At 41.4% G+C, this 22,044-nt stretch carries 20 protein-coding genes; 3 read left to right on the plus strand and 17 right to left on the minus strand.

Annotated elements, in window-relative coordinates; genetic code table 11:
• Positions 1-15 precede the first annotated feature (15 nt).
• The gene (pta, locus tag ACPEH5_RS13050; RefSeq protein ID WP_048607517.1) at positions 16-2,160 is read left to right on the plus strand and encodes a phosphate acetyltransferase; all 2,145 of its coding nucleotides are present in this window, start codon (positions 16-18) and stop codon (positions 2,158-2,160) included.
• Between the two features lie 221 nt (positions 2,161-2,381).
• On the opposite strand, the gene ACPEH5_RS13055 is transcribed toward pta, so the two are convergent.
• From ACPEH5_RS13055 to yfcD, 5 genes are all read right to left on the minus strand, one after another.
• The gene (locus ACPEH5_RS13055; RefSeq protein ID WP_166686857.1) at positions 2,382-3,740 is read right to left on the minus strand and encodes a hypothetical protein; all 1,359 of its coding nucleotides are present in this window, start codon (positions 3,738-3,740) and stop codon (positions 2,382-2,384) included.
• A gap of 204 nt (positions 3,741-3,944) precedes the next feature.
• Positions 3,945-5,390, minus strand: coding sequence for a sodium:solute symporter family protein (locus tag ACPEH5_RS13060; protein WP_042844462.1), 1,446 nt, complete (start codon positions 5,388-5,390; stop codon positions 3,945-3,947).
• Complete coding sequence (locus tag ACPEH5_RS13065; RefSeq protein WP_048607520.1) at positions 5,387-5,584, minus strand: DUF3311 domain-containing protein; 198 nt, start codon at positions 5,582-5,584, stop codon at positions 5,387-5,389. The genes ACPEH5_RS13060 and ACPEH5_RS13065 overlap by 4 nt, the downstream gene beginning before the upstream one ends.
• 19 nt (positions 5,585-5,603) lie before the next feature.
• On the minus strand, positions 5,604-6,839 hold the full coding sequence (locus ACPEH5_RS13070; RefSeq protein WP_281110798.1) for a M24 family metallopeptidase: 1,236 nt from the start codon (positions 6,837-6,839) through the stop codon (positions 5,604-5,606).
• A 237-nt stretch (positions 6,840-7,076) separates the two neighbouring features.
• Positions 7,077-7,622, minus strand: a complete 546-nt coding sequence (gene yfcD / locus ACPEH5_RS13075; RefSeq protein WP_042844471.1) for an NUDIX hydrolase YfcD — start codon at positions 7,620-7,622, stop codon at positions 7,077-7,079.
• A 322-nt stretch (positions 7,623-7,944) separates the two neighbouring features.
• On the opposite strand from yfcD, the gene ACPEH5_RS13080 reads away from it, so the two are divergent.
• Positions 7,945-8,853: a TIGR01777 family oxidoreductase gene (locus ACPEH5_RS13080; protein ID WP_166685189.1), complete on the plus strand. Its 909-nt coding sequence runs from the start codon at positions 7,945-7,947 to the stop codon at positions 8,851-8,853.
• Between the two features lie 137 nt (positions 8,854-8,990).
• Here ACPEH5_RS13080 and ACPEH5_RS13085 read toward each other — a convergent pair whose 3' ends face one another.
• From ACPEH5_RS13085 to ACPEH5_RS13140, 12 genes are all read right to left on the minus strand, one after another.
• A complete protein-coding gene (locus tag ACPEH5_RS13085; protein ID WP_042844474.1) occupies positions 8,991-9,563 on the minus strand; it encodes a UbiX family flavin prenyltransferase in 573 nt (190 codons plus the stop codon).
• Positions 9,564-9,717: 154 nt separating this feature from the next.
• Entirely contained in the window at positions 9,718-10,542 is an 825-nt protein-coding gene (locus tag ACPEH5_RS13090) for a YwqG family protein (RefSeq protein ID WP_048607526.1), read from the minus strand.
• 275 nt (positions 10,543-10,817) lie between these two features.
• A complete protein-coding gene (gene purF, locus ACPEH5_RS13095; RefSeq protein ID WP_042844478.1) occupies positions 10,818-12,335 on the minus strand; it encodes an amidophosphoribosyltransferase in 1,518 nt (505 codons plus the stop codon).
• A 14-nt stretch (positions 12,336-12,349) separates the two neighbouring features.
• Positions 12,350-12,853, minus strand: coding sequence for a colicin V production protein (gene cvpA / locus ACPEH5_RS13100; RefSeq protein ID WP_042844479.1), 504 nt, complete (start codon positions 12,851-12,853; stop codon positions 12,350-12,352).
• Between the two features lie 180 nt (positions 12,854-13,033).
• Positions 13,034-13,684: a cell division protein DedD gene (gene dedD, locus ACPEH5_RS13105; RefSeq protein WP_281110799.1), complete on the minus strand. Its 651-nt coding sequence runs from the start codon at positions 13,682-13,684 to the stop codon at positions 13,034-13,036.
• A 5-nt stretch (positions 13,685-13,689) separates the two neighbouring features.
• On the minus strand, positions 13,690-14,979 hold the full coding sequence (folC, locus tag ACPEH5_RS13110) for a bifunctional tetrahydrofolate synthase/dihydrofolate synthase (protein ID WP_131680538.1): 1,290 nt from the start codon (positions 14,977-14,979) through the stop codon (positions 13,690-13,692).
• Complete coding sequence (gene accD, locus ACPEH5_RS13115; RefSeq protein WP_166685191.1) at positions 14,969-15,949, minus strand: acetyl-CoA carboxylase, carboxyltransferase subunit beta; 981 nt, start codon at positions 15,947-15,949, stop codon at positions 14,969-14,971. The genes folC and accD overlap by 11 nt, the downstream gene beginning before the upstream one ends.
• A gap of 103 nt (positions 15,950-16,052) precedes the next feature.
• Positions 16,053-16,739 carry a DedA family protein gene (locus ACPEH5_RS13120; RefSeq protein WP_042845356.1) on the minus strand — a complete coding sequence of 229 codons (687 nt, stop codon included), beginning with the start codon at positions 16,737-16,739 and terminating at the stop codon, positions 16,053-16,055.
• Positions 16,740-16,805: 66 nt separating this feature from the next.
• The gene (gene truA / locus ACPEH5_RS13125) at positions 16,806-17,621 is read right to left on the minus strand and encodes a tRNA pseudouridine(38-40) synthase TruA (protein ID WP_042844485.1); all 816 of its coding nucleotides are present in this window, start codon (positions 17,619-17,621) and stop codon (positions 16,806-16,808) included.
• Positions 17,621-18,631: an aspartate-semialdehyde dehydrogenase gene (locus ACPEH5_RS13130; RefSeq protein WP_042844487.1), complete on the minus strand. Its 1,011-nt coding sequence runs from the start codon at positions 18,629-18,631 to the stop codon at positions 17,621-17,623. The genes truA and ACPEH5_RS13130 overlap by 1 nt, the downstream gene beginning before the upstream one ends.
• Before the next feature lie 72 nt (positions 18,632-18,703).
• On the minus strand, positions 18,704-19,834 hold the full coding sequence (pdxB, locus tag ACPEH5_RS13135; RefSeq protein ID WP_042844489.1) for a 4-phosphoerythronate dehydrogenase PdxB: 1,131 nt from the start codon (positions 19,832-19,834) through the stop codon (positions 18,704-18,706).
• A 96-nt stretch (positions 19,835-19,930) separates the two neighbouring features.
• Positions 19,931-20,734 carry an AraC family transcriptional regulator gene (locus ACPEH5_RS13140; protein ID WP_042844491.1) on the minus strand — a complete coding sequence of 268 codons (804 nt, stop codon included), beginning with the start codon at positions 20,732-20,734 and terminating at the stop codon, positions 19,931-19,933.
• A 101-nt stretch (positions 20,735-20,835) separates the two neighbouring features.
• On the opposite strand from ACPEH5_RS13140, the gene ACPEH5_RS13145 reads away from it, so the two are divergent.
• The gene (locus tag ACPEH5_RS13145) at positions 20,836-21,759 is read left to right on the plus strand and encodes a DMT family transporter (RefSeq protein WP_042844494.1); all 924 of its coding nucleotides are present in this window, start codon (positions 20,836-20,838) and stop codon (positions 21,757-21,759) included.
• The last annotated feature ends 285 nt before the right edge of the window (positions 21,760-22,044 follow it).

Below are 22,044 nucleotides of genomic sequence, written 5' to 3' on the forward strand. Positions count from 1 at the left end.
AATAAAGAGGTTCCCGTGTCCCGTACAATTATGTTAATACCTACTGGCACCAGCGTTGGCTTAACTAGCGTTAGCCTAGGTGTCGTTCGCTCAATGGAACAAAAAGGTGTTCAATTAAGCGTTTTCAAACCTATCGCACAGCCACGCGTCTCTGGCAATAAAGACCAAACTACCGAAGTACTTCGTTCGCATTCAAGTATTACTACCATTGTTGAACCATTAAACATGGAATACGTTGAATCGCTGCTAACCTCGTCGAAAAAAGACGTCTTAATGGAAGAAATTGTTGCTCGTTATCATGAGCACACAAAAAATGCAGAAGTTATTCTTATTGAAGGTCTTGTTCCTACCCGTAAGCACTCATTTGCTCAATCATTAAACTATGAAATTGCCAAAACATTGGGTGCTGAAATTGTTTTCGTTACTGCTACTGGTAATAGTAACATTACACAAATGCAAGAGCGTTTAGAACTTGTCCGTAATGAGTTTGGTGGTCAACGTAATAAAAACATTATCGGTGTTATCATTAACAAGGTAAATGCACCTGTTGATGAGCAAGGTCGCACGCGTCCTGATTTGTCTGAAATTTTTGATGACTCCACCAAAGCAACTGTTGCTAATCTTGATACGAAACAGTTAGCGTCATTAAATTTACCTGTGCTCGCTTCAATTCCATGGAATTTTGATTTAATTGCCACTCGTGCAATTGATATGGCAAAACACTTAGGCGCTGAAATTGTTAACGAAGGTGAAATTAAAACTCGTCGCGTTAAATCAGTCACGTTCTGTGCGCGCAGTATCCCGCACATGCTTGAGCACTTCCGCCCAGGCTCTTTATTAGTGACCTCAGCAGACCGTCCTGATGTACTGGTATCTGCTTCGCTTGCCGCGATGAATGGTGTTGAAATTGGTGCTGTACTACTCACTGGTGGTTACAATATCGATGCACCAATCCGTCAACTGTGTGAACAAGCGTTTGAGACGGGCCTTCCGGTTTTCATGGTAAAAAGCAACACATGGCAAACATCCTTGAATCTGCAAAGTTTTAGCTTAGAAGTTCCCGCAGATGACCATGAACGCATTGAAAAAATTCAAAACTACGTTGCTCGTCATATTAGCAGTGATTGGATTGAATCACTGGTTGCAGATTCTGAGCGCCCTAATCGCTTATCACCACCTGCATTCCGCTACCAATTAACGGAATTAGCGCGCAAAGCAGGTAAACGAATCGTTCTTCCTGAAGGTGATGAGCCACGTACAGTCAAAGCGGCTTCTATCTGTGCAGAGCGCGGGATCGCAACATGTATTTTATTAGGTAACCCTGATGATATTCGTCGTGTTGCTGCAGCGCAGGGTATTGAGCTAGGTACAGGAATTGAAATTGTTGACCCTGTCAAAGTACGTGAAGAATATGTCGCTCGTTTGGTTGAGCTACGTAAGAACAAGGGTATGACTGAAGTTGTTGCTCGTGAACAACTCGAAGATAATGTCGTCCTAGGGACACTGATGCTTGAAAAAGGTGAAGTTGATGGCCTCGTTTCAGGCGCGGTCCATACCACTGCCAACACTATCCGTCCACCGCTGCAATTAATTAAAACAGCACCGGGCAGTTCATTAGTTTCTTCCGTCTTCTTTATGCTATTACCTGAACAAGTATTTGTTTATGGTGACTGTGCTATCAACCCAGACCCAACTGCAGAGCAATTATCAGAAATCGCTATTCAATCTGCTGATTCTGCAAAAGCGTTCGGTATTGACCCACGCGTTGCGATGATTTCTTACTCTACAGGTGATTCAGGTGCTGGTAGTGATGTTGAGAAAGTACGTGAAGCAACACGTTTAGCACAAGAAAAACGTCCAGACTTGATGATTGATGGCCCATTGCAGTACGATGCCGCAGTAATGGCTGATGTTGCTAAATCCAAAGCGCCTAATTCACCAGTTGCAGGTAAAGCGACCGTATTTATCTTCCCAGACTTAAATACCGGTAATACCACGTATAAAGCCGTACAACGTTCTGCTGACTTAGTCTCTATTGGTCCAATGCTGCAAGGTATGCGTAAACCAGTCAATGACTTGTCTCGTGGTGCATTAGTTGATGATATCGTTTATACCGTTGCGTTAACTGCTATCCAAGCAGTACAAAACGAAAATGCCTAATCAATAAATAATTGATGTTAAAAAGCCAGTCAGGTTACTTTCAACTGACTGGCTTTTTTATAAAAAAATTTAATCTCTAATAGCAGCGCAATACGGCTTGCAAATATATTCTTGATAATGACATGTGTGCAACACATTCCGTTTTTCACCAAGATAACAAACAGCAACCAAATGAAAATTCCCTCACTCAATACTCATGTATCAACTGAATGAGAAACACCTTATCTGATTTGTCGAAGATGAAGGCTGTAAATATATTCATAGGCTTCAGCTTGGTTAGGATAAACTAACTGAATTTGTAATGGGAGTTCAACACCAGGGTCAATTGTATGCCCACTAGTATTACTCAGTATCACATTCCCACCAGACTCCCTCTTATTTAACCAATTTTTCTGGCTTTCATACCAATTTTCGGAGACTTTCGCTCCAGCAGGTAATTGGAAGGATAACTCCCATAAAGTGACCCGTGTATTTTCTGATATTAATGTCAGCATATAACTATAAAGATAACCACCTTCCCCAGCCCAACTTGCCTGATATTTCTGTAAGACCTCTAAATCTTTTTCTGCAGTGACTATGATATTAGAACTAACATTATGGTCGCCTTCATTTTCATAGCCGGCAGGAGGCGTTATACTGCAAATTAACCTTGTGCTTCCCACTCGTGATACACTTGTATTGAGTGGGATATCAATCACTGTCGAATCATTTGCATCAATATTGACTATCGGGTCAATGTCACTCACTCTCATAAGTAATTCATTCTCTGATTCAGCTTCAATGACAGCACCATTAACTGGTATTTCACTTTTATTAGTGATCTTTAATGGTATGCGCTTTGTGATCCCCCTCAGTAAAGTAACTTGCCTATCAACCATCAGTGTTAAATTCACAACGCCATTCACTTTTGCTGTCACACTATAAGTATTATTGTTTTGATTAATAAAACCGATTGGCGTATTAATTCGTACGCTTAACTCAGTATTACCCAGCCCCTTTCCATCGACTAATACCTCAACTGTCGTTATGGCTCCTGCAGGGAGATTAACCGTATTAGGATAGGAAATAATTTCAACTACACCACTATTCTTAGACGTAATATCCAACGTTACATCAGGGACATCGACACCGCTTTTATTTTCTATTTTAAATTCAAAGTGCTCTTGTTGGCCTAATTTTAATTCAGCTGGATTTTGAGACGATATCACAAGCTCCACTAGTTCAACGGGAGCAGAAACCACTGAGCGGGTCGCATCATTCCAACCGTAATCAACAAGAGAAGGGATTGATGTCATCGCAAGGACTTTGAGTATTTCCCCATCAAGATTAAGCCCAGCAACGAGAGTGGCTGACTGACCCATATTATTAACAACACAAGAAACCCCATCATGATGACCAACATCAAACCCATACGATGCTAACTCTTGTTGATCAAGTTGAATGTTGGGAGAGATAAGAAGAATATCGCCAAGTTCTGAATTGTTATAATTAATATTAGTGTATAAAGCTAGCTTATTAGGTGGGCACTTATCTTTTCCTTTCTGATTCTTTAATAACTCAACTGATTTATTATTTGGCATAATTATATCTTCCATATTAATGTTTACTATTAAGGAAATAAGAAACTGTCAGATGACATAATTAATAATAAAGCTAAGCCTTGTTTATACAACAAAATAAAACCATCAAATTTAATATCGCACCATTATTTAAAATAGGTTTAAAACTGATGCCAAACTTAAATTAAAACTCAATTAATAATTTAACTGTAGCAATGAAAATAATTATAATTTTTTACGCGTAAATACCGACACAGCACACGCAATAATAATATTCAGAATAAATGCAGCAATACCAATATTCATATAGCTTAAGCCTTCCCCTAACCATGGGAACAATTGAGCTAACGAAATTTTTTCAATATACGTCACTGCAAGGAATAATACCCCTGCCATAATCCCACAAATTGCACCCGCAGGGGTCATTGGATTATGTTGTTTAAAGCTCATCAGCAGCGCAGGGAAGAACTGTGCCACAATATTAACCCCTAATAGCATGATTGCGACCAGCGTGTCATTACTGTGGAATATAAAATACAGACTCACTAATGCAACAAGTGGCACCATAAAACGTGCATACATCCCTGATTGTTGTTTTTCCTCACTCACCCCTAGTGCTTTTTGCACCACACCTGCAAGCATGTTAGACGTTGTGAGTAACAACATTGAGCCCGGCACTAAAGCGGTCAACATCCCTGCTGCGCCAATAAACCCAACGACAACAGGTGAAAACGTTTCTTTCGATATTTCAAACAGGGATAAATCTACAGCGGCTCCTTCAAGATGCGGAATTTGTAGAATTGATGCGTAACCCACAAAAAAAGCAAATAACATAATCAAACTGTACGCTGGAATTAAAATACTATTTCGCTTCAGAGATTTTTCATCTTTTGCAGTAAATACCGCCGCCATATAATGAGGCCAGCAAAAATAAGCAACCACTGACAGAAATACCGTCGAAATATACCAAGGAATATTGAGCCCTGTATCTGAGAAAGTTAAGAAGCTTGGCATTGCAGTATCAATGGCTTTAAACATCTCACCAAAACTACCGTAGTAATGTAATGGAATATAAATACCAATAAACACAACTACAATTAAGATCATTAAATCTTTAAGTGCCGATGTCCAAGCTGAGCCATGAATACCTGAAATCATTACAAATAAGGTGACAGCAATAATACCAATCCAAATCGCCATATCTGCGGGGATAGCACCATAAGATGCTTGAGAAACTATAATGCCTAATCCTTTAAGTTGTAAAACGAATAAAGGCACCATTGCAGCAATAGAAATTAAGCTAATCAGTAGCCCTAAGCCTGCACTTTGGTATTTTTTAGCAAATAATTCAGAAATTGTCCTAACATCATTATCTTTTGCAAAACGCCAAACTCTCGGGTGTACCCAATATAAAAAGATCCCCATAAATGCATTGACGGCTAATGTGTATAAAATAGCAGGGCCTTTGCCATATGCCCAACCACTCCCACCAAGGAAAGTAAATGTTGTGTAGATTTCCCCTGCACTCAGTAAAAAAACCAATAGAGCGCCATAACTACGCCCACCGACAGACCAACCTTCGTGATCCATCGTTTTCCCTTTTTTAGCCCGAATAGCAAGATAGATACTAAAAAGGAAAAAAATGGTAATAATAATTAACGCAGAGCTCATGATGTTTCCTTAGTATTTTTATTATCTAATACATTTATCAGTAACATCACTAAGGCGGTAATAATCACCCATACAACAATCCAAAACATTAAAAAGGGTAGCCCCATCACAAAAGGTTCTACTTGGTTAGCATAATAAATGCCCACCGTTAATGCTAGGATCGGGAAAATCACTAAATAATGGTACCATTTCATAGAAAATTCCTTATTCCATTTACCCTAATGAAACCAATTCGCGAGGCAAATGGCTTAACATCTCAACACCATCTTCAGTAATTAGCAGCATATCCTCAATCATAATACCGCCAACACCAATCCCGTAATATGGTGTTTCTAAACTCATTACCATGCCAGCACGAAAGACTTCTGTCGTTGCTGAACTCACAAAAGGGGCTTCTTCTAACCCAACGAATACCCCATCACCATGACCTAGGTGCCCACGGTTATAATACGGTAACCCTGAAGAACGGATTAGTGCCATCGTCTCATTAAAAACGTCACTTAATGCCACGCCGGGTGCTATGCGACTTAGCATATATTGATGACCTTTTAAAATAGTTTGATAAATACGGCTCACTTTTTCATCCGGCTTACCGACGACAAATGTGCGTGCTATGTCAGCACCATAGCCTGCAACATCTACCCCGCAATCAAATTTAATGAGATCACCCTCTTTGGCTGGCACGTCATCGGGTAACATTTTCGGGGAGAAATCGCTGCCAACTGAAATAAGGTGAAAACGACTATAATTAGTCTCTGGATATTCCATCACTTTAGCTTTAAATGCCGCAGTCAATTGCGCAGAGGTGCATCCCACTTTAATTAATTGGCTTGCTGCTGCGATCCCCGCCTCTGTAATTTGTGCAGATTTTCTTAGGTGAGCAATTTCCCACTCACTTTTAATCATCCGCAACTCATTAAATAAAGCGGATGAATCTACTAAGTTTAAGCTTGGGATAACTTTATCTAACCATGTTTTTCCCATATGGGTTATTTGGTTTAGTTCAATCGCAACCGGTTTACCATAAACATCAGCTTCAGATAACGCCTCTTTTAAGAGCGTAAAAATGGTTTCTATCGGGCTATTTATCGGCCGTGCTTTTACCACTTTACCGTTATCAGGATTATAAGGATCGTCAACATCGACCCATATTGGGAATGTTTTAATTTTAGCATTTGGCATTTGAAGCGATAAATTTGCGGCTTCAAATTCATTCATGATCACCAAAGATTCAATTGAAGGGTCACGAAAAATAACAGCAATTGCAGAGCCAGTCTGCCTAAAGGTATACATAAAGAAGCTGGCAAAACCGGTTAAGTGATAAAAATTATCCCCTACCGTTGCAATTAAAGCTTCAATACCTTCACGCTCCATAATTTCACGTGCTTTGTTTGTTACATTCTCAAGGTGTTGGTGTTTCAAAAGGAGGTCTGCTTTATGAATTGTCATTTTTATTCTCTCGAAGCGTTATTTTATACATCAAGCAATTACATAATATCGCAAGCGATAAATGCGAAGCTCAATCATATTATATCTAGAGTTGAAATGAATACATCGTGTAACGTGCAAGTTTTATATAACTAATAATTATATACTAGTCAGAAATATACCTTGCTAACGATTTGAATATGATAGAAATAATTAAAAGAGCTAAATAAAATAGCCCTTTTAAAATTTAAAACTTATTTATTGAGAGTTTTCAGCACAAGTAATGGCTTTTTCAGACTCGTTATTACGAGTTAACCATAAAGAAAGTGCTTTTAAAGAATCAGGGGTAAATTCATCACAACGGGCACTGATTTCTTTAGCCGTTAACCAACTCACTTCAGCCACTTCTGATTCTTGCAATGCAAAAGGGCCATGGCTCACACAACTGAATAACCCACCCCATACACGGCAGTGCTCATCTTCAAAATAAAAATGGCCATGCTCGGCAAAAGGCACGCCTGCTATACCCAGCTCTTCTTCGGCTTCACGTTTAGCAGAATCAAGAATATTCTCACCTTGTGTAACAACGCCACCCGCCGTTGCATCTAAAAAACCAGGGTGAAAATCTTTAATTTCAGTACGTCGTTGCACCAATATTTTCCCCATGCCATCATGCACCACAATGTAAGTTGCACGGTGGCGTAAGTTCTCAGCTCGCATTTGGCTACGGGTTGCCTGAGCAATCACGATATTATCTTCATCAACAATATCTACCCACTCAACGACTTCGGTTTGTTGTTCCATCCTGTAAACCTTTTCAAAATTGCCTGAAACAGCTTATGCCATAGATTGATTGCCGCAATAAAAGGCAATACAAGATATGCTTTAACTAACATTCGGTTTTCGATCCTAGCTGAATTTGCATTGAGTTGCTATCACAAAAAAGATCATCGGACGAGAAGATGTGTATTGGTAACAATATTTTTACATTCGTGTCGCCGGAATACACAAACTTAGTTTATAAATGCTATAGTTAGAAAATAAAAACCATACAATCACTGAATTACAGCGATAAAATTGATAATGTAAACATTCATCATTGGCGAGGCTTTAAGGGGTGCAAAAAATGAATATACTCATCACTGGTGGTACGGGGCTCATTGGTACGCCTCTTGTCCAAAAACTCATTTCCCTTGGTCATCAGGTCACAGTATTGAGCCGTTCGCCACAAAAAGTGTATAGCCATTTTTGTAAGGCTGTTGAATGTTGGACAACGTTAAATGACGTCAATCATCTCAATGACTTTGATGCCGTCATTAACTTAGCTGGCGAACCTATTGCTGAAAAACGCTGGACTGATGAGCAGAAAAAACGCCTTTGTGATAGCCGTTGGAAAATCACCCAGCGACTCGCTGAACTGATTGCTGCTAGTGAAACACCGCCTTGCGTCTTTTTATCGGGCTCAGCCGTGGGTTACTATGGCGATCAAGGCCAATCTGTCGTCACAGAAGATGAACAACCCCACGACGAATTTACCCATCAACTCACGCAACATTGGGAAGCCCTTGCTGAAAATGCCGCGTCCGACAAAACACGCGTGTGTTTATTACGTACAGGCCTCGTATTATCCCCCAATGGTGGGGTTCTAGGTAAAATTCTGCCCATTTTCAAAATGGGGGCTGGTGGCCCAATCGGTCACGGCAAACAATACATGCCATGGATACATATCAACGATATGGTCAATGCGATTTACTTTTTGCTGACGACTCCAACACTTTCAGGCCCTTTCAATATGACTGCACCTTATCCTGTGCATAATGACCAATTCACTGCTGTTTTAGGGGATGTACTTAACCGCCCTTCTTTTGTCCGCACGCCTGCTTTTGTGATCAAAACTATTTTAGGCGAATCCGCGGCTTTAGTATTAGGTGGGCAGCAAGCCATACCTAAACGTTTAGAAGAAGCGGGGTTTCAGTTCGAATTTATCGAATTAAAAATTGCATTAGAAGACTTATTGGTTTCCAAAGAAAGGTAACCCTTCTTAACGCTACTCATATCTCTAGACGAAATGGTTTTTACCTATTTCGATGGAAAATTTTAACCTTAATACTGACCCTAGTGTTATGTTTGGCTCAAGAATACTTAATAACCAAGCATAACTACCGTACTAAATTATTTAGCTCCTTGCCAACGATGAAATAAATCGTGTTCAAGGGTAATATCAAACTGGTCGATAACGCGGTTAACGGTTTGGTCAACAATATCTAAAATAGTTTCAGGCTGATGGTAAAATGCAGGCATGGGGGGCATGATCACGGCTCCCATTTCAGCCGCTTGCACCATTAAACGCAGGTGGCCGACATGTAATGGCGTTTCCCGTACCCCTAGGACGAGTTTTTTCCCTTCTTTGAGTACAACATCCGCAGCTCGGGTCACCAAAGTATCAGTATAGCTGTGCACAATCCCAGAAAGGGTTTTCATTGTGCAAGGCATTATGACCATCCCTTCAGTACGAAAAGAACCTGATGAAATTGCCGCTGCAATATCACGGCTATCATAATAATGGTCAGCTAATTGTTGTACTTCTTTTACGCTAAACTTGGTTTCTAACGCCAATGTTTGCCGTGCGGCTGCACTCATCACCAAATGGGTTTCTATCCCTTTGACAGGTTTTAATACTTCAAGCAGCCTAATGCCATAAATAGCACCACTTGCCCCAGTTAACCCGATGATCAGTTTTTTCATTTAGCAGCCCAATTCGCGATTTTTTTGCGATTATATACCAAAGGCTTCCAGTTGTCGCTTGGCGGCAAATGAAGCCATCCCAAGAATATACAACTTGGTTAGAAAAGCGCTGCCAACACGACAAAAGCCTATAGGATATTAAGGATTTTGGTGATCAGCCACAGTCCCAGTTATACACTACTCGACTAAAATCTCTTTTTTTCAAATCATCTGGGTGAATAAAGAAATTACCGACGCCCATATCTCCCCACATAATACCGATTTCATAATCCGTATTTATTTGCAGTAATAGTTCGTATTGCTGGATATTTTCTTCATATTCTCTTGGATCAGATTGAGTAAAAAATGGGTAGCCTCCAATACAGTGCGCACCCGATTCAAATGAATCACTGTAAGGTTCAACCCATTCATCATAGAAGTCTTCACCTTCAAACTGTTCTTCATAATCATAGAGGTTATCAACCCCAAGGATTTTCTGCCCGAACTGGAAATCATCGATACTAATGTATTGTTCTGCAGGTGTGTATTCAATACTATATTGATGGTCGATGGGCGTGTAATAGTCATCAGTATGTGCGGCAATTACTGAGGAAAAATCTTGTGTTAACTGGCTAATATCTTCAATAATATTTTCCCAATAGATAACTCTAAAATCCTCTTGTTTTTGCTTATCTTCAAAATCAGCCCCATACAAATCATCTCCACCAATAAAAAACTGTAACAGCCCTTTTTCTGGGTAATTTTCTAACTTAGGCATTTGTGCAAAGTTAATTTGCGCAAGCAGTTTTAGTGGTGTCCCTTCACTATTTGTTGGGTATTTTTCACCAAGCGGCAAATAAGGCATTCCGCCCACACGGCTTTCCCACCACACATATTCTTCAACGGGGGTTAAGGTCATTTCAACAAGGGATTTTTTAGTGGCTTTGATTTTATCTACGAAAGGTTTAATCACATCAGGAAGGGAGTTGAAATCAGCCATATATAGCTCCAGATAGGCAGTTAATGTCCCTCTAGTTTACTCGAATTTTGCGCATTTTAAATCAGATATAACTGTAACTTACGCCTTCATTTAACGTTATAATTTTCTAAATAGTTTCGGTTACAGCTAGACGGCAAATGAAGCTATCCCAAGGAGCATACAAAAGTAGGTAACTTGGGTAACTGAATGAAGCTATCCCAAGGAGCATACAAAAGTATGTGACTTGGGTAGCTGAATGAAGCCAACAACGCTGTAACCGAAACTATGACGAAAATTTAGCCTTCGTTATAAATTTCGAGGTCTTCAACCTCACTCTTATCTTTCAATTTTAGCTCGTCATCTTTACGTAAGTTTTCCAGATAATCTAAATAACTTTGGTCGATATCCTTGGTGACGTAAATACCATCAAACACAGAACATTCGAACTCATTAATTTCTGGATTTTCCTCACGAACCGCATCCACCAAATCAGCTAAATCTTGGAAAATTAACCCATCTGCACCAATTAATTTACGAATTTCATCCACTTCCCTACCATGAGCAATTAGCTCATTAGCATTTGGCATATCAATGCCATAGACATTCGGAAAACGCACTTCCGGTGCCGCTGAAGCAAAGTAAACATTTTTTGCTCCCGCTTCACGCGCTAATTCAACGATTTGCTCAGATGTGGTGCCACGCACTATTGAGTCATCAATCAATAAGACATTTTTGTCACGGAACTCTGCTCGGTTCGCATTGAGCTTACGACGGACTGATTTACGACGCTCTTGTTGACCAGGCATGATAAACGTCCGACCCACATAACGGTTTTTTACAAACCCTTGGCGATACGGTTTATCAAGGATATGTGCTATTTCCAGAGCAATATCACACGAAGTCTCAGGAATAGGGATCACAACATCGATGTGTAAATCTTCCCATTCACGGGCAATTTTAGCGCCAAGTTTTTGCCCCATGCGCAACCTTGCATTGTAGACCGAGACTTTATCAATAAAGGAATCTTGGCGAGCAAAATAAACGTATTCAAAAATACATGGCGTCAATTGTGGGTTTTCTGCGCATTGACGGGTAAATAATTGGCCTTTCTCAGTGACATAGACCGCCTCACCGGGGGCGACATCCCGTAAAAACTCAAAACCTAGTGTATCAAGTGCGACACTTTCAGAAGCCACCATATATTCGTGCTCACCCTTCTCTGTGACCCGACGCCCTAATACTAGGGGACGAATACCATGAGGGTCACGGAATGCTAACATCCCATGGCCAATAATAAGTGCCACACAAGCATAGGCGCCGCGTAGTTTTTTGTGCATCGCTGAGACAGCACTAAATACGTTATCTGGCTCAAGAGGGAAATGGTCAAACCTATCTAGCTCATAAGCTAATACGTTGAGTAATATTTCAGAATCCGATGTGGTATTGACATGGCGGCGTGCTGTTTCAAATAAACTCCGAGTGAGTTCATGAGCATTTGTCAGATTACCATTATGAGCAAGGGTGATACCAAAAGGTGAGTTTACGTAGAAAGGTTGAGCTTCAGAAGCACTTGAACTCCCCGCAGTTGGGTAACGAACATGCCCTAACCCCATACAGCCTTGTAACCTGAGCATGTGACGTGTTTCAAACACATCCTTAACCAGACCATTCGCTTTGCGTAAACGAATATTATTTTTGCCATCAATAGTGGCAATACCTGCTGCATCTTGCCCACGGTGTTGTAACACCGTTAAAGCATCATAAATCGATTGGTTTACCGGTGTTACACCGGCGATACCGACAATACCGCACATTTAGTCTTTCCTCATCAGCCAGACGGAGAAATATTCTCCGGTAGGAAACTTGACGCATTTTGCAGGTAGTCAAAAAACCACCTGATGATATGACTGAACTGCGGAATAAGTTCCGAACGCTGCCAATCCTCACTTTGAGGAAGTGGTGTAAATGTATCGAGAAAAAACAATAAGGCCGAAACAATTAACACACCACGCAGCGCACCGAAGCAGATCCCCAGAACCCGATCTGTGCCTGATAACCCCGTTTTTTGTACTAATGAGCTAATCACATAGTTCACTACTGCCCCCACAATAAGGGTGGCAATAAATAATGCAGCGATAGCAATGCCATTTCTAACAAGTATATCCTCAAAGCGCGTAAAGTAGCTGGCTAAATAAGGATAAAAGGTACTTGCAACAAAAAAAGCACAACCCCACGTCACTAGTGATAATGCCTCACGTACAAAACCACGGATCAAGCTAACCAGTGCCGAGAAGCCAATAATGGCGATAATTGCGTAATCTATCCAGACCATATTCCATTCCAAAATTCGCACTCACGACATCAGCGAAGTGCATTCTAACAGAAAACGAAAACGTTTGCGTAACCATTTTTCTATCAAATTTAAAAAAATAGCGGCGAAAAGAAAAAATCATAATCGCCGCAGTAAGTTACTAAATCCCCTTACCTTTTAGGGATTATTGGATCTTTAATTTTAAGGTTTATAGGTTTGAATTATCCCTTTAGTCCCTGTAATCGAATTTAGCTCTGGTAACGCGGCCTCTAGCCTTTGCCTAGAGGCTTCTGGCCCCACGTAAATACGTGTGAGTTTATTATTCACTGGCTTAGCGGGAACCGTATACACTTGGTAACCAGACAACCTGAGTTTTGCCACAATTTCTTCTACCTTAGCTGCATTGTTTAAGGCAATAACTTGCACAACAAACGCTTTACCTTGCGGAGCTGGTTTCACTTCGGGTTTAGGCTCCGGTTTTGGTTCAACTTTCGGTTGTGGCTTAGGCTCTGGTTTAACTTCTGGCTTGATTGGTTTTACTGGCTCAACAACAGCAGGTGGATTATTTTCAGTCGATGTTGCCGCTTCAACTTGTTCATTTTGCTGCTGTGTTATCGCTTCTGACAGCATCGCTTCAGAAGCCCCTTCAGAAGAAGCTGTTGATGTCGTACTGGCGATAGGCGCTATCGCTTCAATATCTTCTTCATCACCCGGTTTAGGGATAATAGGAATGGCCGCAAATTCATTTTCATTATATTTCTTATCGCCATCAAGCAGTGCAGGGAGAACGATAACCCCTACAGCAACAAGAACAATGGCGCCAGCAAGACGATTCTGAAATTTACTAGCCACCGGCACTATCCTTTTTGGTTTTCTAATAACATCATAACATGGGCGACAGTATGAAATGACCCACACACAACAACCACATCTTGCTCTTTTGCATCGAGACAAGCTTGTTGCCATGCTTTTTCTACGGAATCAAATTCATTCGCTTGCGCTAAATGTTGGCTAAGCGTAGCGACATCAGCCCCTCTAAATTCAGTTAATGGCGCAATATACCAATCAGTAACTTGCTGTGACAGGCAATCAAGAGTGCCTTTAATATCTTTGTCACCTAACATACCGACAACCGCACGAATATGACGCCCTTCCATAACAGGAAGTTCGGCTAATTTACTGACTAAATAGCCTGCAGCATGCGGGTTATGTGCCACGTCTAAAATCATCAATGGTTTTTCACCGATAACCTGAAAACGCCCTGGCAATTGAGCCGATTTTAACCCTTGATGAATTGCGCTTTCTGTAACTTTTTGGGCGATATCAACATCAATCAATAATAAGCAGCTAATAACACCAAGCGCGGTTGCTGCATTCGCTAATGGGACATTCGGTAATGGTAAATTATGCCACTCATGTTGAGCACTTTTCCATGACCAACTTCCCGCTTGTTCACTATATTGCCAATCCGCACCACGACGAAAAAGCACCGTACCTAGTTTATCCGCCACTTGAGCAATAGACGCTGGCATATCAGGTTCACCGACTACACCATAGTGACCAGAACGGAAAATACCCGCTTTTTCATAGCCAATATGTTCTCTATCAGCCCCAAGCCAGTCTGTATGATCTAACGCAATACTGGTGATCGCTGCAATATCGGCATCCACAACATTTGTTGCATCCAAGCGGCCGCCTAGCCCCACTTCTAAAATAACCACATCCAGCTCAGCTTGCTTAAATAACTGTAATGCAGCCAAGGTACCGTATTCAAAGTAGGTAAGCGAAATGTTTTCACGTTGTGATTCAATGGTCGCAAACGCTGCGCAAAACTCTGACTCTGCAAGTTCTTGGCCTTGAATACGCACACGCTCTGTATAACGAACAAGATGTGGTGAGCTATAGACCCCAACCTTGAGCCCTGATGCCATCAGAATAGACTCTAACGTATGGCACGTTGTCCCTTTACCGTTAGTTCCAGTGACAGTGATAACTCGAGGTGCAGGCTGTGTGAGGTTCATTTGCCTAGCGACTTGACCGACTCGTTCCAACCCCATATCAATATTTTGGCTATGTAAGTCGGTGAGGTAAGAAAGCCAAGTCTCCAATGGAGACTTGGCATTAGGAATGATTAAATTACTCATCATCTTTTTTATGCTTTGCAGGTTCCTTTTCTTGTACGTCTACCTCAAAGCCATCAGTCTCATCAGTAATATCAATGTCAACTTCTACATTTTCTGCAATAATAATTGGCGCCTCAGTAAAACTAGGCTTATTCGTTAACATTGCCAAGACTTCAGCCAAGCGGTCACGCATTTCAGGGCGGCGGACTATCATATCGATAGCGCCTTTTTCGAGTAAAAACTCACTGCGTTGAAAACCTTGTGGCAGTTTTTCACGTACCGTTTGTTCAATAACACGCGGGCCAGCAAAACCAATCAGGGCTTTAGGCTCAGCAACATTAATATCCCCTAACATTGCAAGACTAGCAGAAACGCCACCCATAGTTGGGTCAGTTAGTACTGAAATATACGGTAAGCCGCGTTCTTGCATTTTTGCCAACGCTGCACTGGTTTTTGCCATTTGCATCAATGATAACAACGCTTCTTGCATACGAGCGCCACCACTTGATGAAAAACACACCAATGGACAGTTATCTTCCAAAGCCTGTTCCACTGCGCGGACAAAACGAGCACCAACAACCGATGCCATTGAACCACCCATAAAGGCGAATTCAAATGCCGCAGCGACAACCGGCATCCCTTTTAGGGTCCCTTTCATGACAATAATGGCATCTTTTTCGCCCGTTTCTTTCTGTGCGGCTGAAAGTCGGTCTTTATATTTTTTTGAGTCTTTAAACTTGAGGAGGTCTTTTGGCTCAAGTTCACTACCTAATTCGGACGTTGAGTCTTCATCAAGGAAGGTTTCTAAACGTTGGCGTGCATGAATACGCATATGGTGGTCACATTTAGGACACACTGATAAGTTACGCTCTAATTCAGCACCGTATAACACCTGCCCACAGCTATCGCATTTCGTCCAAACCCCTTCTGGGATATTGGCTTTGTGTGATTGGGTCAAGTTACCTTTCTTTAATATTTTTTCAATCCAGCTCATTAATGGACCTTTTTGTCTGATTCACTCTGGTTATCACCAGTAGGTATTTTTTGCCATTAAACCACAATGATATCTCACTGTAGATAAAAACTTTTTAAACCGCTTAACGGTTATCGATTTTTTGCGCTGTAGCACGCTTTTCTTTCGCGGCCTTACGGCGATGGCGAATAATTTCAACCACACCCGGCAAAATTGAAACAAAGATAATCGCGACTATCAATAATTTCAAATTCTTTTGTACAATCGGTAAATCACCGAATAAATAACCTGCATAGGTAAATAATAATACCCATATAAATGCACCTGCGACATTATAAAAGGCAAAATGACGATAAGACATTTTCCCCATTCCTGCAACGAAAGGCGCAAATGTTCTTACTATCGGCACGAAACGAGCCAGTATAATCGCTTTACCACCATGTTTTTCATAAAATTCATGGGTTTTTTCTAAATATACGCGACGAAAAATTTTTGAGTCCGGGTTTTTAAATAACCTTTCGCCAAAAACACGTCCAATGGTGTAATTCACTGCATCACCAATAATCGCAGCAGTAATCATTAATGCGACCATTAAGTGAACATTTAAATCATTGCTGTCTAATGCTGAAATTGCACCCGCAACAAATAATAACGAATCCCCAGGTAAAAATGGTGTGACCACTAGACCTGTTTCACAAAAAAGGATCAGGAATAAGATCCCGTATACCCATGTACCGTAGTCTCTAACGAGTTCAGCAAGGTGCACATCTATGTGTAAAATAAAGTCGATAATAAAAGTGATGAATTCCATATAATCCTCATTAATGATAGCGTCCATGCCATTCCCAACAATGATGGGACAAATAAAAAGTTTGCTTTATATCAGTTCATCTGCAAGAAAAAGAGGCCCCATAACATTCTGCGGCAATGCAAATTGTTCAGGGTAATCGACGCTCACCAAATACAAGCCTTCAGCTTTTGCCGTTGCCGCTGCTTTGGTGCGATCTTTTAGCTCAAGAAGATGTTGTATCCAATCAACACCTTGATTGCCACACCCTATCTCCAACAGACTACCAACAATATTCCTAACCATGTGGTGAACAAAGGCATTGGCTTTAATATCCACCACCACATAATGACCATGGCGACTCACATTCACGTGCATTACATTACGCCATGGAGACTTTGATTGGCACTGGACTGCTCTGAATGAGGTAAAATCACGCTCACCTAAAAGTGACTGAGCCGCTTGATGCATTCTTTTTTCATCTAATGGGTAGTGAAAATGAGTTACACCATTAGATAAAATTGCAGGCCGATAGCGATGATTGAAAATCACATAACGGTAGCGGCGAGCGGTGGCACTAAACCGTGCATGAAACTCATCATTCACAGGTTTACACCAACGAACTGCAATATCCGCAGGCAAATGTGTATTTGCCCCCATAGTCCAAGCCGCTTCTTTGCGATTGGCTGAGGTTTCAAAATGCACCACCTGCCCAGTGGCATGAACACCTGCATCCGTACGACCCGCGCAAAATACGTTGATCGGCTCTGCGGCAATCTTTGACAAGGCGATTTCTAAGCACCCTTGCACACTTTTCACTTCTTGTTGGCGTTGCCAACCAAAATAGCGACTACCGTTGTATTCGACCCCTAACGCAACCCGATACAACTTTGTTGGTTCTGACATCAGTAGAATAGCTCCTGAGCTAATTTTTCAGCGGTTTCTACTGCCATCAGTGCCCCACCGAAGCGCACATTATCCGCCACCGACCAAAACTGTAATATTTCAGGAACGCCATAATCATTACGAACGCAGCCGACACTTAGTTGGTCATTGCCAGAAGCATCCGTTACCTGAGTTGGATAATCCCCTTCTTCTGAGACCTGAATATCCGCAAAACGTTCAAGTTCTTCATTCGCTTCTTCTGCACTCAAAGGGCGTAACGTTTCCAAGTAGACAACTTGAGCATTTCCATAAAAAACAGGCGACTGAATAAAACTAACAGCAACAGGTAAACCTTCATCTTGGAGTACTTTGCGCACTTGTTCAACAAGACGGCGTTCTTGAACAACACTCCCCTCCATGTCTGACAATAAAGGCAACATATTGAAAGCAAGTTGCTTACTAAAACGCCCTTCTTCCGCAGGAATACCATTTAATAAACGTGCACTTTGCCCTGCAAGTTCATCGACGGCTGCTTTACCATAACTCGACATAGATAACATATTCGTTAAGGTAATTCGCCCTAAGCCTGCTGCGTCCACCAGCGGTTTAATCGCTGTGACCAATTGACTCACGGAGCTATCTGCCAAAGAAATAATATTACGATTGCGGTAATCAGCTAAAACTTGAGGATTCACATTTGGTACCACTAATGGCACATCAGGTTCTTGAGCAAATACGCCACTTGTATCAATAACAATACAACCTTCCTGTGCCGCTAATTCTGCATATTGCATGCTAACCGCTTCATTAGCCGCAAAAAAAGCAATTTGCGCTTGCGACCAATCAAAACCATTCACCTCTTCAACTTGAATACTTTTGCCACTAAAACGTACGCTCTCCCCCGCACTACGCTCACTGGCTAGTAAATACAGTTCGCCAACTGGAAACTCCCTTTCTTCTAGCAGTGAGATAATGGCCTCACCTACAGCCCCAGTTGCGCCTAATACTGCAATATTCCAACCTTCAGTCATGGCTATTCCTCTAGTAATAAAAACTAAACGACCCCATTAATGAGATCGTTTAATGATAAAAAATTATACCAATTAATTTGCTAAATAAGCACTGAACCCTAATGCATTAAGCTGCGCGACAACATCGGCGTTATCACAAGCCACATTGAGTGATGACCATTCGCGACGTTCTTGGTAGTTTTTACGCAGCTTATCAAATTCCCCTTTAATACCTGCTACCTTGCGCAGCTTGGCATCGTCACGGCGTACATCATACACAAGATGGGCTAATCTTTTGAGTTGGCTTTGCGTTAATTTACCATTGAAGGTTAACTCGCTAATATCCGGTTTTGGCAACAATGATGAAAGGGAAATTTGCACGGATTTACCGATAAATTGACAGTAAGCTTCATAAACTTGCGTCGTTCCCCTTGCTTTACCTTCTAGGGTGTAACCTGCTATATGCGGTGTACCAATATCGACCAAAGCTAATAGCTCAGTAGACAAGTCAGGTTCCGGCTCCCAAACATCCAGTACCACACTCAACGGTTTCCCCTGTTGCAATGTTTTTAATAATGCTTGGTTATCAACCACCTCACCCCGGCTAGCATTAATTAAAATGGTGCCATCACGTAGGTTTTCTAAGTGGGTTTGGTTCATTAAATGAAAAGTTTGATATTCCCCAGAAAGATTCAATGGCGTATGGAAAGTTAACACATCCGCCTGCGCTAATACGGTTTCAAAAGACACAAAATCTTCTTGTTGGCCCATAGCGGCACGTGGAGGATCACATAATAAGGTTTTTACGCCCCAAGCGTTTAACCGCTCAGCTAAACGCCCACCGACATTCCCTACACCAATGACCCCTACTGTTTTATCACGTAAATCAAAGTTATCACGTTCCGCAAGGAATAATAACGATGAAATAACGTACTCCACTACCGCAATAGCATTACAACCGGGTGCAGAAGAAAAACCAATATTTGCCGTTGCCAACCATGCAGTATCTACATGGTCAAAACCTGCTGTTGCCGTTCCAACGAATTTAACCGGCGTATTTTTCAATAGAGATTCATTCACCTTGGTGATCGACCGTACCATTAATGCGTCCGCGTTTATTAATTCGTGTTCGGGTATTGGACGCCCCGGTACAGCTTTAACTTCGCCCAGTTCACTAAATAATGCCTGAGCATAAGGCATGTTTTCATCAACTAAAATTTTCACTGTTTTGTCCCAATCTATTGACGATACGGCTTTGCATCGCAATATTTTGCCACGCTTTGCCCCAGATGCCTATGAGAGTTAACGTTCCAATGTAAACTAATCTTCTGTCACAAACTCTTTCGCTCGAAAACGGTCGGGGGTTACTCCTGAAATTTGTTGGAACATCGCAATAAATGCCGACGCAGAGCTATATCCAACATCAAGTGCCACTTCGTGTACACTTTTACCACATTCAAGACCCGCTACCGCATGAAGATAGCGCAAGCGCTGACGCCATTCACTAAATGACATACCGAGTTCCTGTTGGCAGCGTCGTGACAATGTACGCTCTGAGGTATAAAAACGTTTTGCCCACCCAGCCAAGGTCGTATTATCCGCAGGGTCATTTTGCAATTCCAGTAAGATTGGCGCTAAAAACTTGTCTTTAGTGTTAGGCAAATAAGTATCTTGGCAAGGCGATAATGAAAACTGGTCAATGAGTACATGAGCTAACCGTAGATCTTGTTCAGTTTCTGGTTGTACAATGCCTCTTTGATACATATCGCTCATGATGGATTGAAATATAGGGCTTAATTTAATCACGCACGGCCGTTGAGCTAATATTTGATTGTATTGATGTGAGAAATCAATAATACGAAATTTGACACTTTCTTTATTAAAGCTAGCATGGGAAATATTTGCAGGTATCCAAATACAAAACTCAGGTGGCGCTAAATAGTGCTTACCCGCAACTTCCATTTCCATAATACCGCAAACCACATATAACATTTGCCCAAATGGGTGTGAATGGGATTTGTACTCCGTCAGCGCGGCAGTTTGCTCGTGGCGAAAAGCAATAAGTTCAGGCTCAATAATATTGCATTCACTGACTTGCCAAATATCTGATTTTGAAGTTTCCATGATACCTGTCTGAAAAGCGTTATCGATTGTCTGAATATCAGTATATATAAAAAACCAGACAGATGTATACTACTGCGCATTCGATACGGGAGAGTGTTTTAATGAAAAGTCTTCTTTTTCCGCTAATTGCGGTTTTATTATGGTCTATCAATGCGATTGTTAACAAAGCAGCATCCACGGCTATTGACCCTGCTGCAATTTCTTTTTACCGCTGGGCGTTGGCGCTAATCGTCATGACCCCATTTGTATTACGTTCGGTGCTACGAAACCACAAAGTCGTCATGAAACACTGGTGGCAATTAGCCATTTTAGGGGCTCTGGGCATGATGCTATACCAAAGCTTAGCCTATTACGCTGCCCATAGTGTCAGTGCGACCTTTATGGGGATAATGAACTCACTGATCCCATTATTAACTGTTGTGATCAGTATTTTCGTATTACGTGTTATCCCAACTGTTGGTATTGTATTGGGCTCCGCCCTATCATTATTGGGCCTGTCGTGGCTCGTTAGCCAAGGTAACCCTATCTCATTATTTTCTCATGGCTTAGGCCAAGGCGAAATCATGATGCTAATAGCATCAGCAGCTTATGCCCTCTACGGTGTATTAACTAAGCGTTGGTCAATCCAATTATCTAGCTGGGATTCACTCTATGTGCAGGTGTTCTTTGGGGTTATTCTGCTATTGCCTAACTTTTTGTTAGCTGATGATGTGTCACTCAACAGCCACAATATTGGGCTAGTCGTATTTGCAGGGATCGCCGCCTCCATCATTGCGCCTGCGCTATGGATCCAAGGCGTAATGCGGCTAGGGGCAAATACCACGTCTATCTTTATGAACCTTGCTCCGGTCTTTACCGCCATTATTGCCGTTTTTGCTCTTGGCGAAGAATTAAAAAGCTATCATTTAATTGGTGGAGGTGTTGTATTATTAGGGGTAATGTTAGCGCAACAATTACGTACCCCACTGACGCAAGTATTTAGCCGTAATAAAAAAGTGGCACAGCAAGAAGATACTTGTCAGTAACCTGCCGCTACAACTTATAACTTAAAGCAATAAAAGCAATGTCGTGGACTCATATGCCCCACTCTGTGGGGCTATGTTTTATCTATTTTCCTCAATATATTTCTTCCCACATTCCTGCACGGTTTTTCGTCATTTATATTTTGTAACGCTCTAAAACGTCTCAGTCACCCTTTGTCTGTCATTCGCTGATAAGCTTGTGCAAAGCTAATCTGAGCAAGCAATAAAGGGAAATTCTGATTGAATCTTCTTCTTAAGCAATTAGACTTAACTAAAATCATTCTACCC

Source organism: Providencia sp. NPDC089933 (genome assembly GCF_049545585.1).
Taxonomy (GTDB): Bacteria; Pseudomonadota; Gammaproteobacteria; order Enterobacterales; family Enterobacteriaceae; genus Providencia; species Providencia huashanensis.

Excerpts from the sequence above, each read along its gene's own strand:
- ACPEH5_RS13090 (WP_048607526.1), bottom strand. The coding sequence starts at position 10,542 with ATGGCTGATTTCAACTCCCTTCCTGATGTGATTAAACCTTTCGTAGAT.
- cvpA (WP_042844479.1), bottom strand. The coding sequence starts at position 12,853 with ATGGTCTGGATAGATTACGCAATTATCGCCATTATTGGCTTCTCGGCA.
- ACPEH5_RS13055 (WP_166686857.1), bottom strand. The coding sequence starts at position 3,740 with ATGCCAAATAATAAATCAGTTGAGTTATTAAAGAATCAGAAAGGAAAA.
- folC (WP_131680538.1), bottom strand. The coding sequence starts at position 14,979 with ATGATGAGTAATTTAATCATTCCTAATGCCAAGTCTCCATTGGAGACT.
- ACPEH5_RS13140 (WP_042844491.1), bottom strand. The coding sequence starts at position 20,734 with ATGGAAACTTCAAAATCAGATATTTGGCAAGTCAGTGAATGCAATATT.
- ACPEH5_RS13070 (WP_281110798.1), bottom strand. The coding sequence starts at position 6,839 with ATGACAATTCATAAAGCAGACCTCCTTTTGAAACACCAACACCTTGAG.
- ACPEH5_RS13085 (WP_042844474.1), bottom strand. The coding sequence starts at position 9,563 with ATGAAAAAACTGATCATCGGGTTAACTGGGGCAAGTGGTGCTATTTAT.
- yfcD (WP_042844471.1), bottom strand. The coding sequence starts at position 7,622 with ATGGAACAACAAACCGAAGTCGTTGAGTGGGTAGATATTGTTGATGAA.
- ACPEH5_RS13120 (WP_042845356.1), bottom strand. The coding sequence starts at position 16,739 with ATGGAATTCATCACTTTTATTATCGACTTTATTTTACACATAGATGTG.
- ACPEH5_RS13065 (WP_048607520.1), bottom strand. The coding sequence starts at position 5,584 with ATGAAATGGTACCATTATTTAGTGATTTTCCCGATCCTAGCATTAACG.
- ACPEH5_RS13145 (WP_042844494.1), top strand. The coding sequence starts at position 20,836 with ATGAAAAGTCTTCTTTTTCCGCTAATTGCGGTTTTATTATGGTCTATC.
- ACPEH5_RS13080 (WP_166685189.1), top strand. The coding sequence starts at position 7,945 with ATGAATATACTCATCACTGGTGGTACGGGGCTCATTGGTACGCCTCTT.
- ACPEH5_RS13130 (WP_042844487.1), bottom strand. The coding sequence starts at position 18,631 with ATGACTGAAGGTTGGAATATTGCAGTATTAGGCGCAACTGGGGCTGTA.
- purF (WP_042844478.1), bottom strand. The coding sequence starts at position 12,335 with ATGTGCGGTATTGTCGGTATCGCCGGTGTAACACCGGTAAACCAATCG.
- truA (WP_042844485.1), bottom strand. The coding sequence starts at position 17,621 with ATGTCAGAACCAACAAAGTTGTATCGGGTTGCGTTAGGGGTCGAATAC.
- accD (WP_166685191.1), bottom strand. The coding sequence starts at position 15,949 with ATGAGCTGGATTGAAAAAATATTAAAGAAAGGTAACTTGACCCAATCA.
- ACPEH5_RS13060 (WP_042844462.1), bottom strand. The coding sequence starts at position 5,390 with ATGAGCTCTGCGTTAATTATTATTACCATTTTTTTCCTTTTTAGTATC.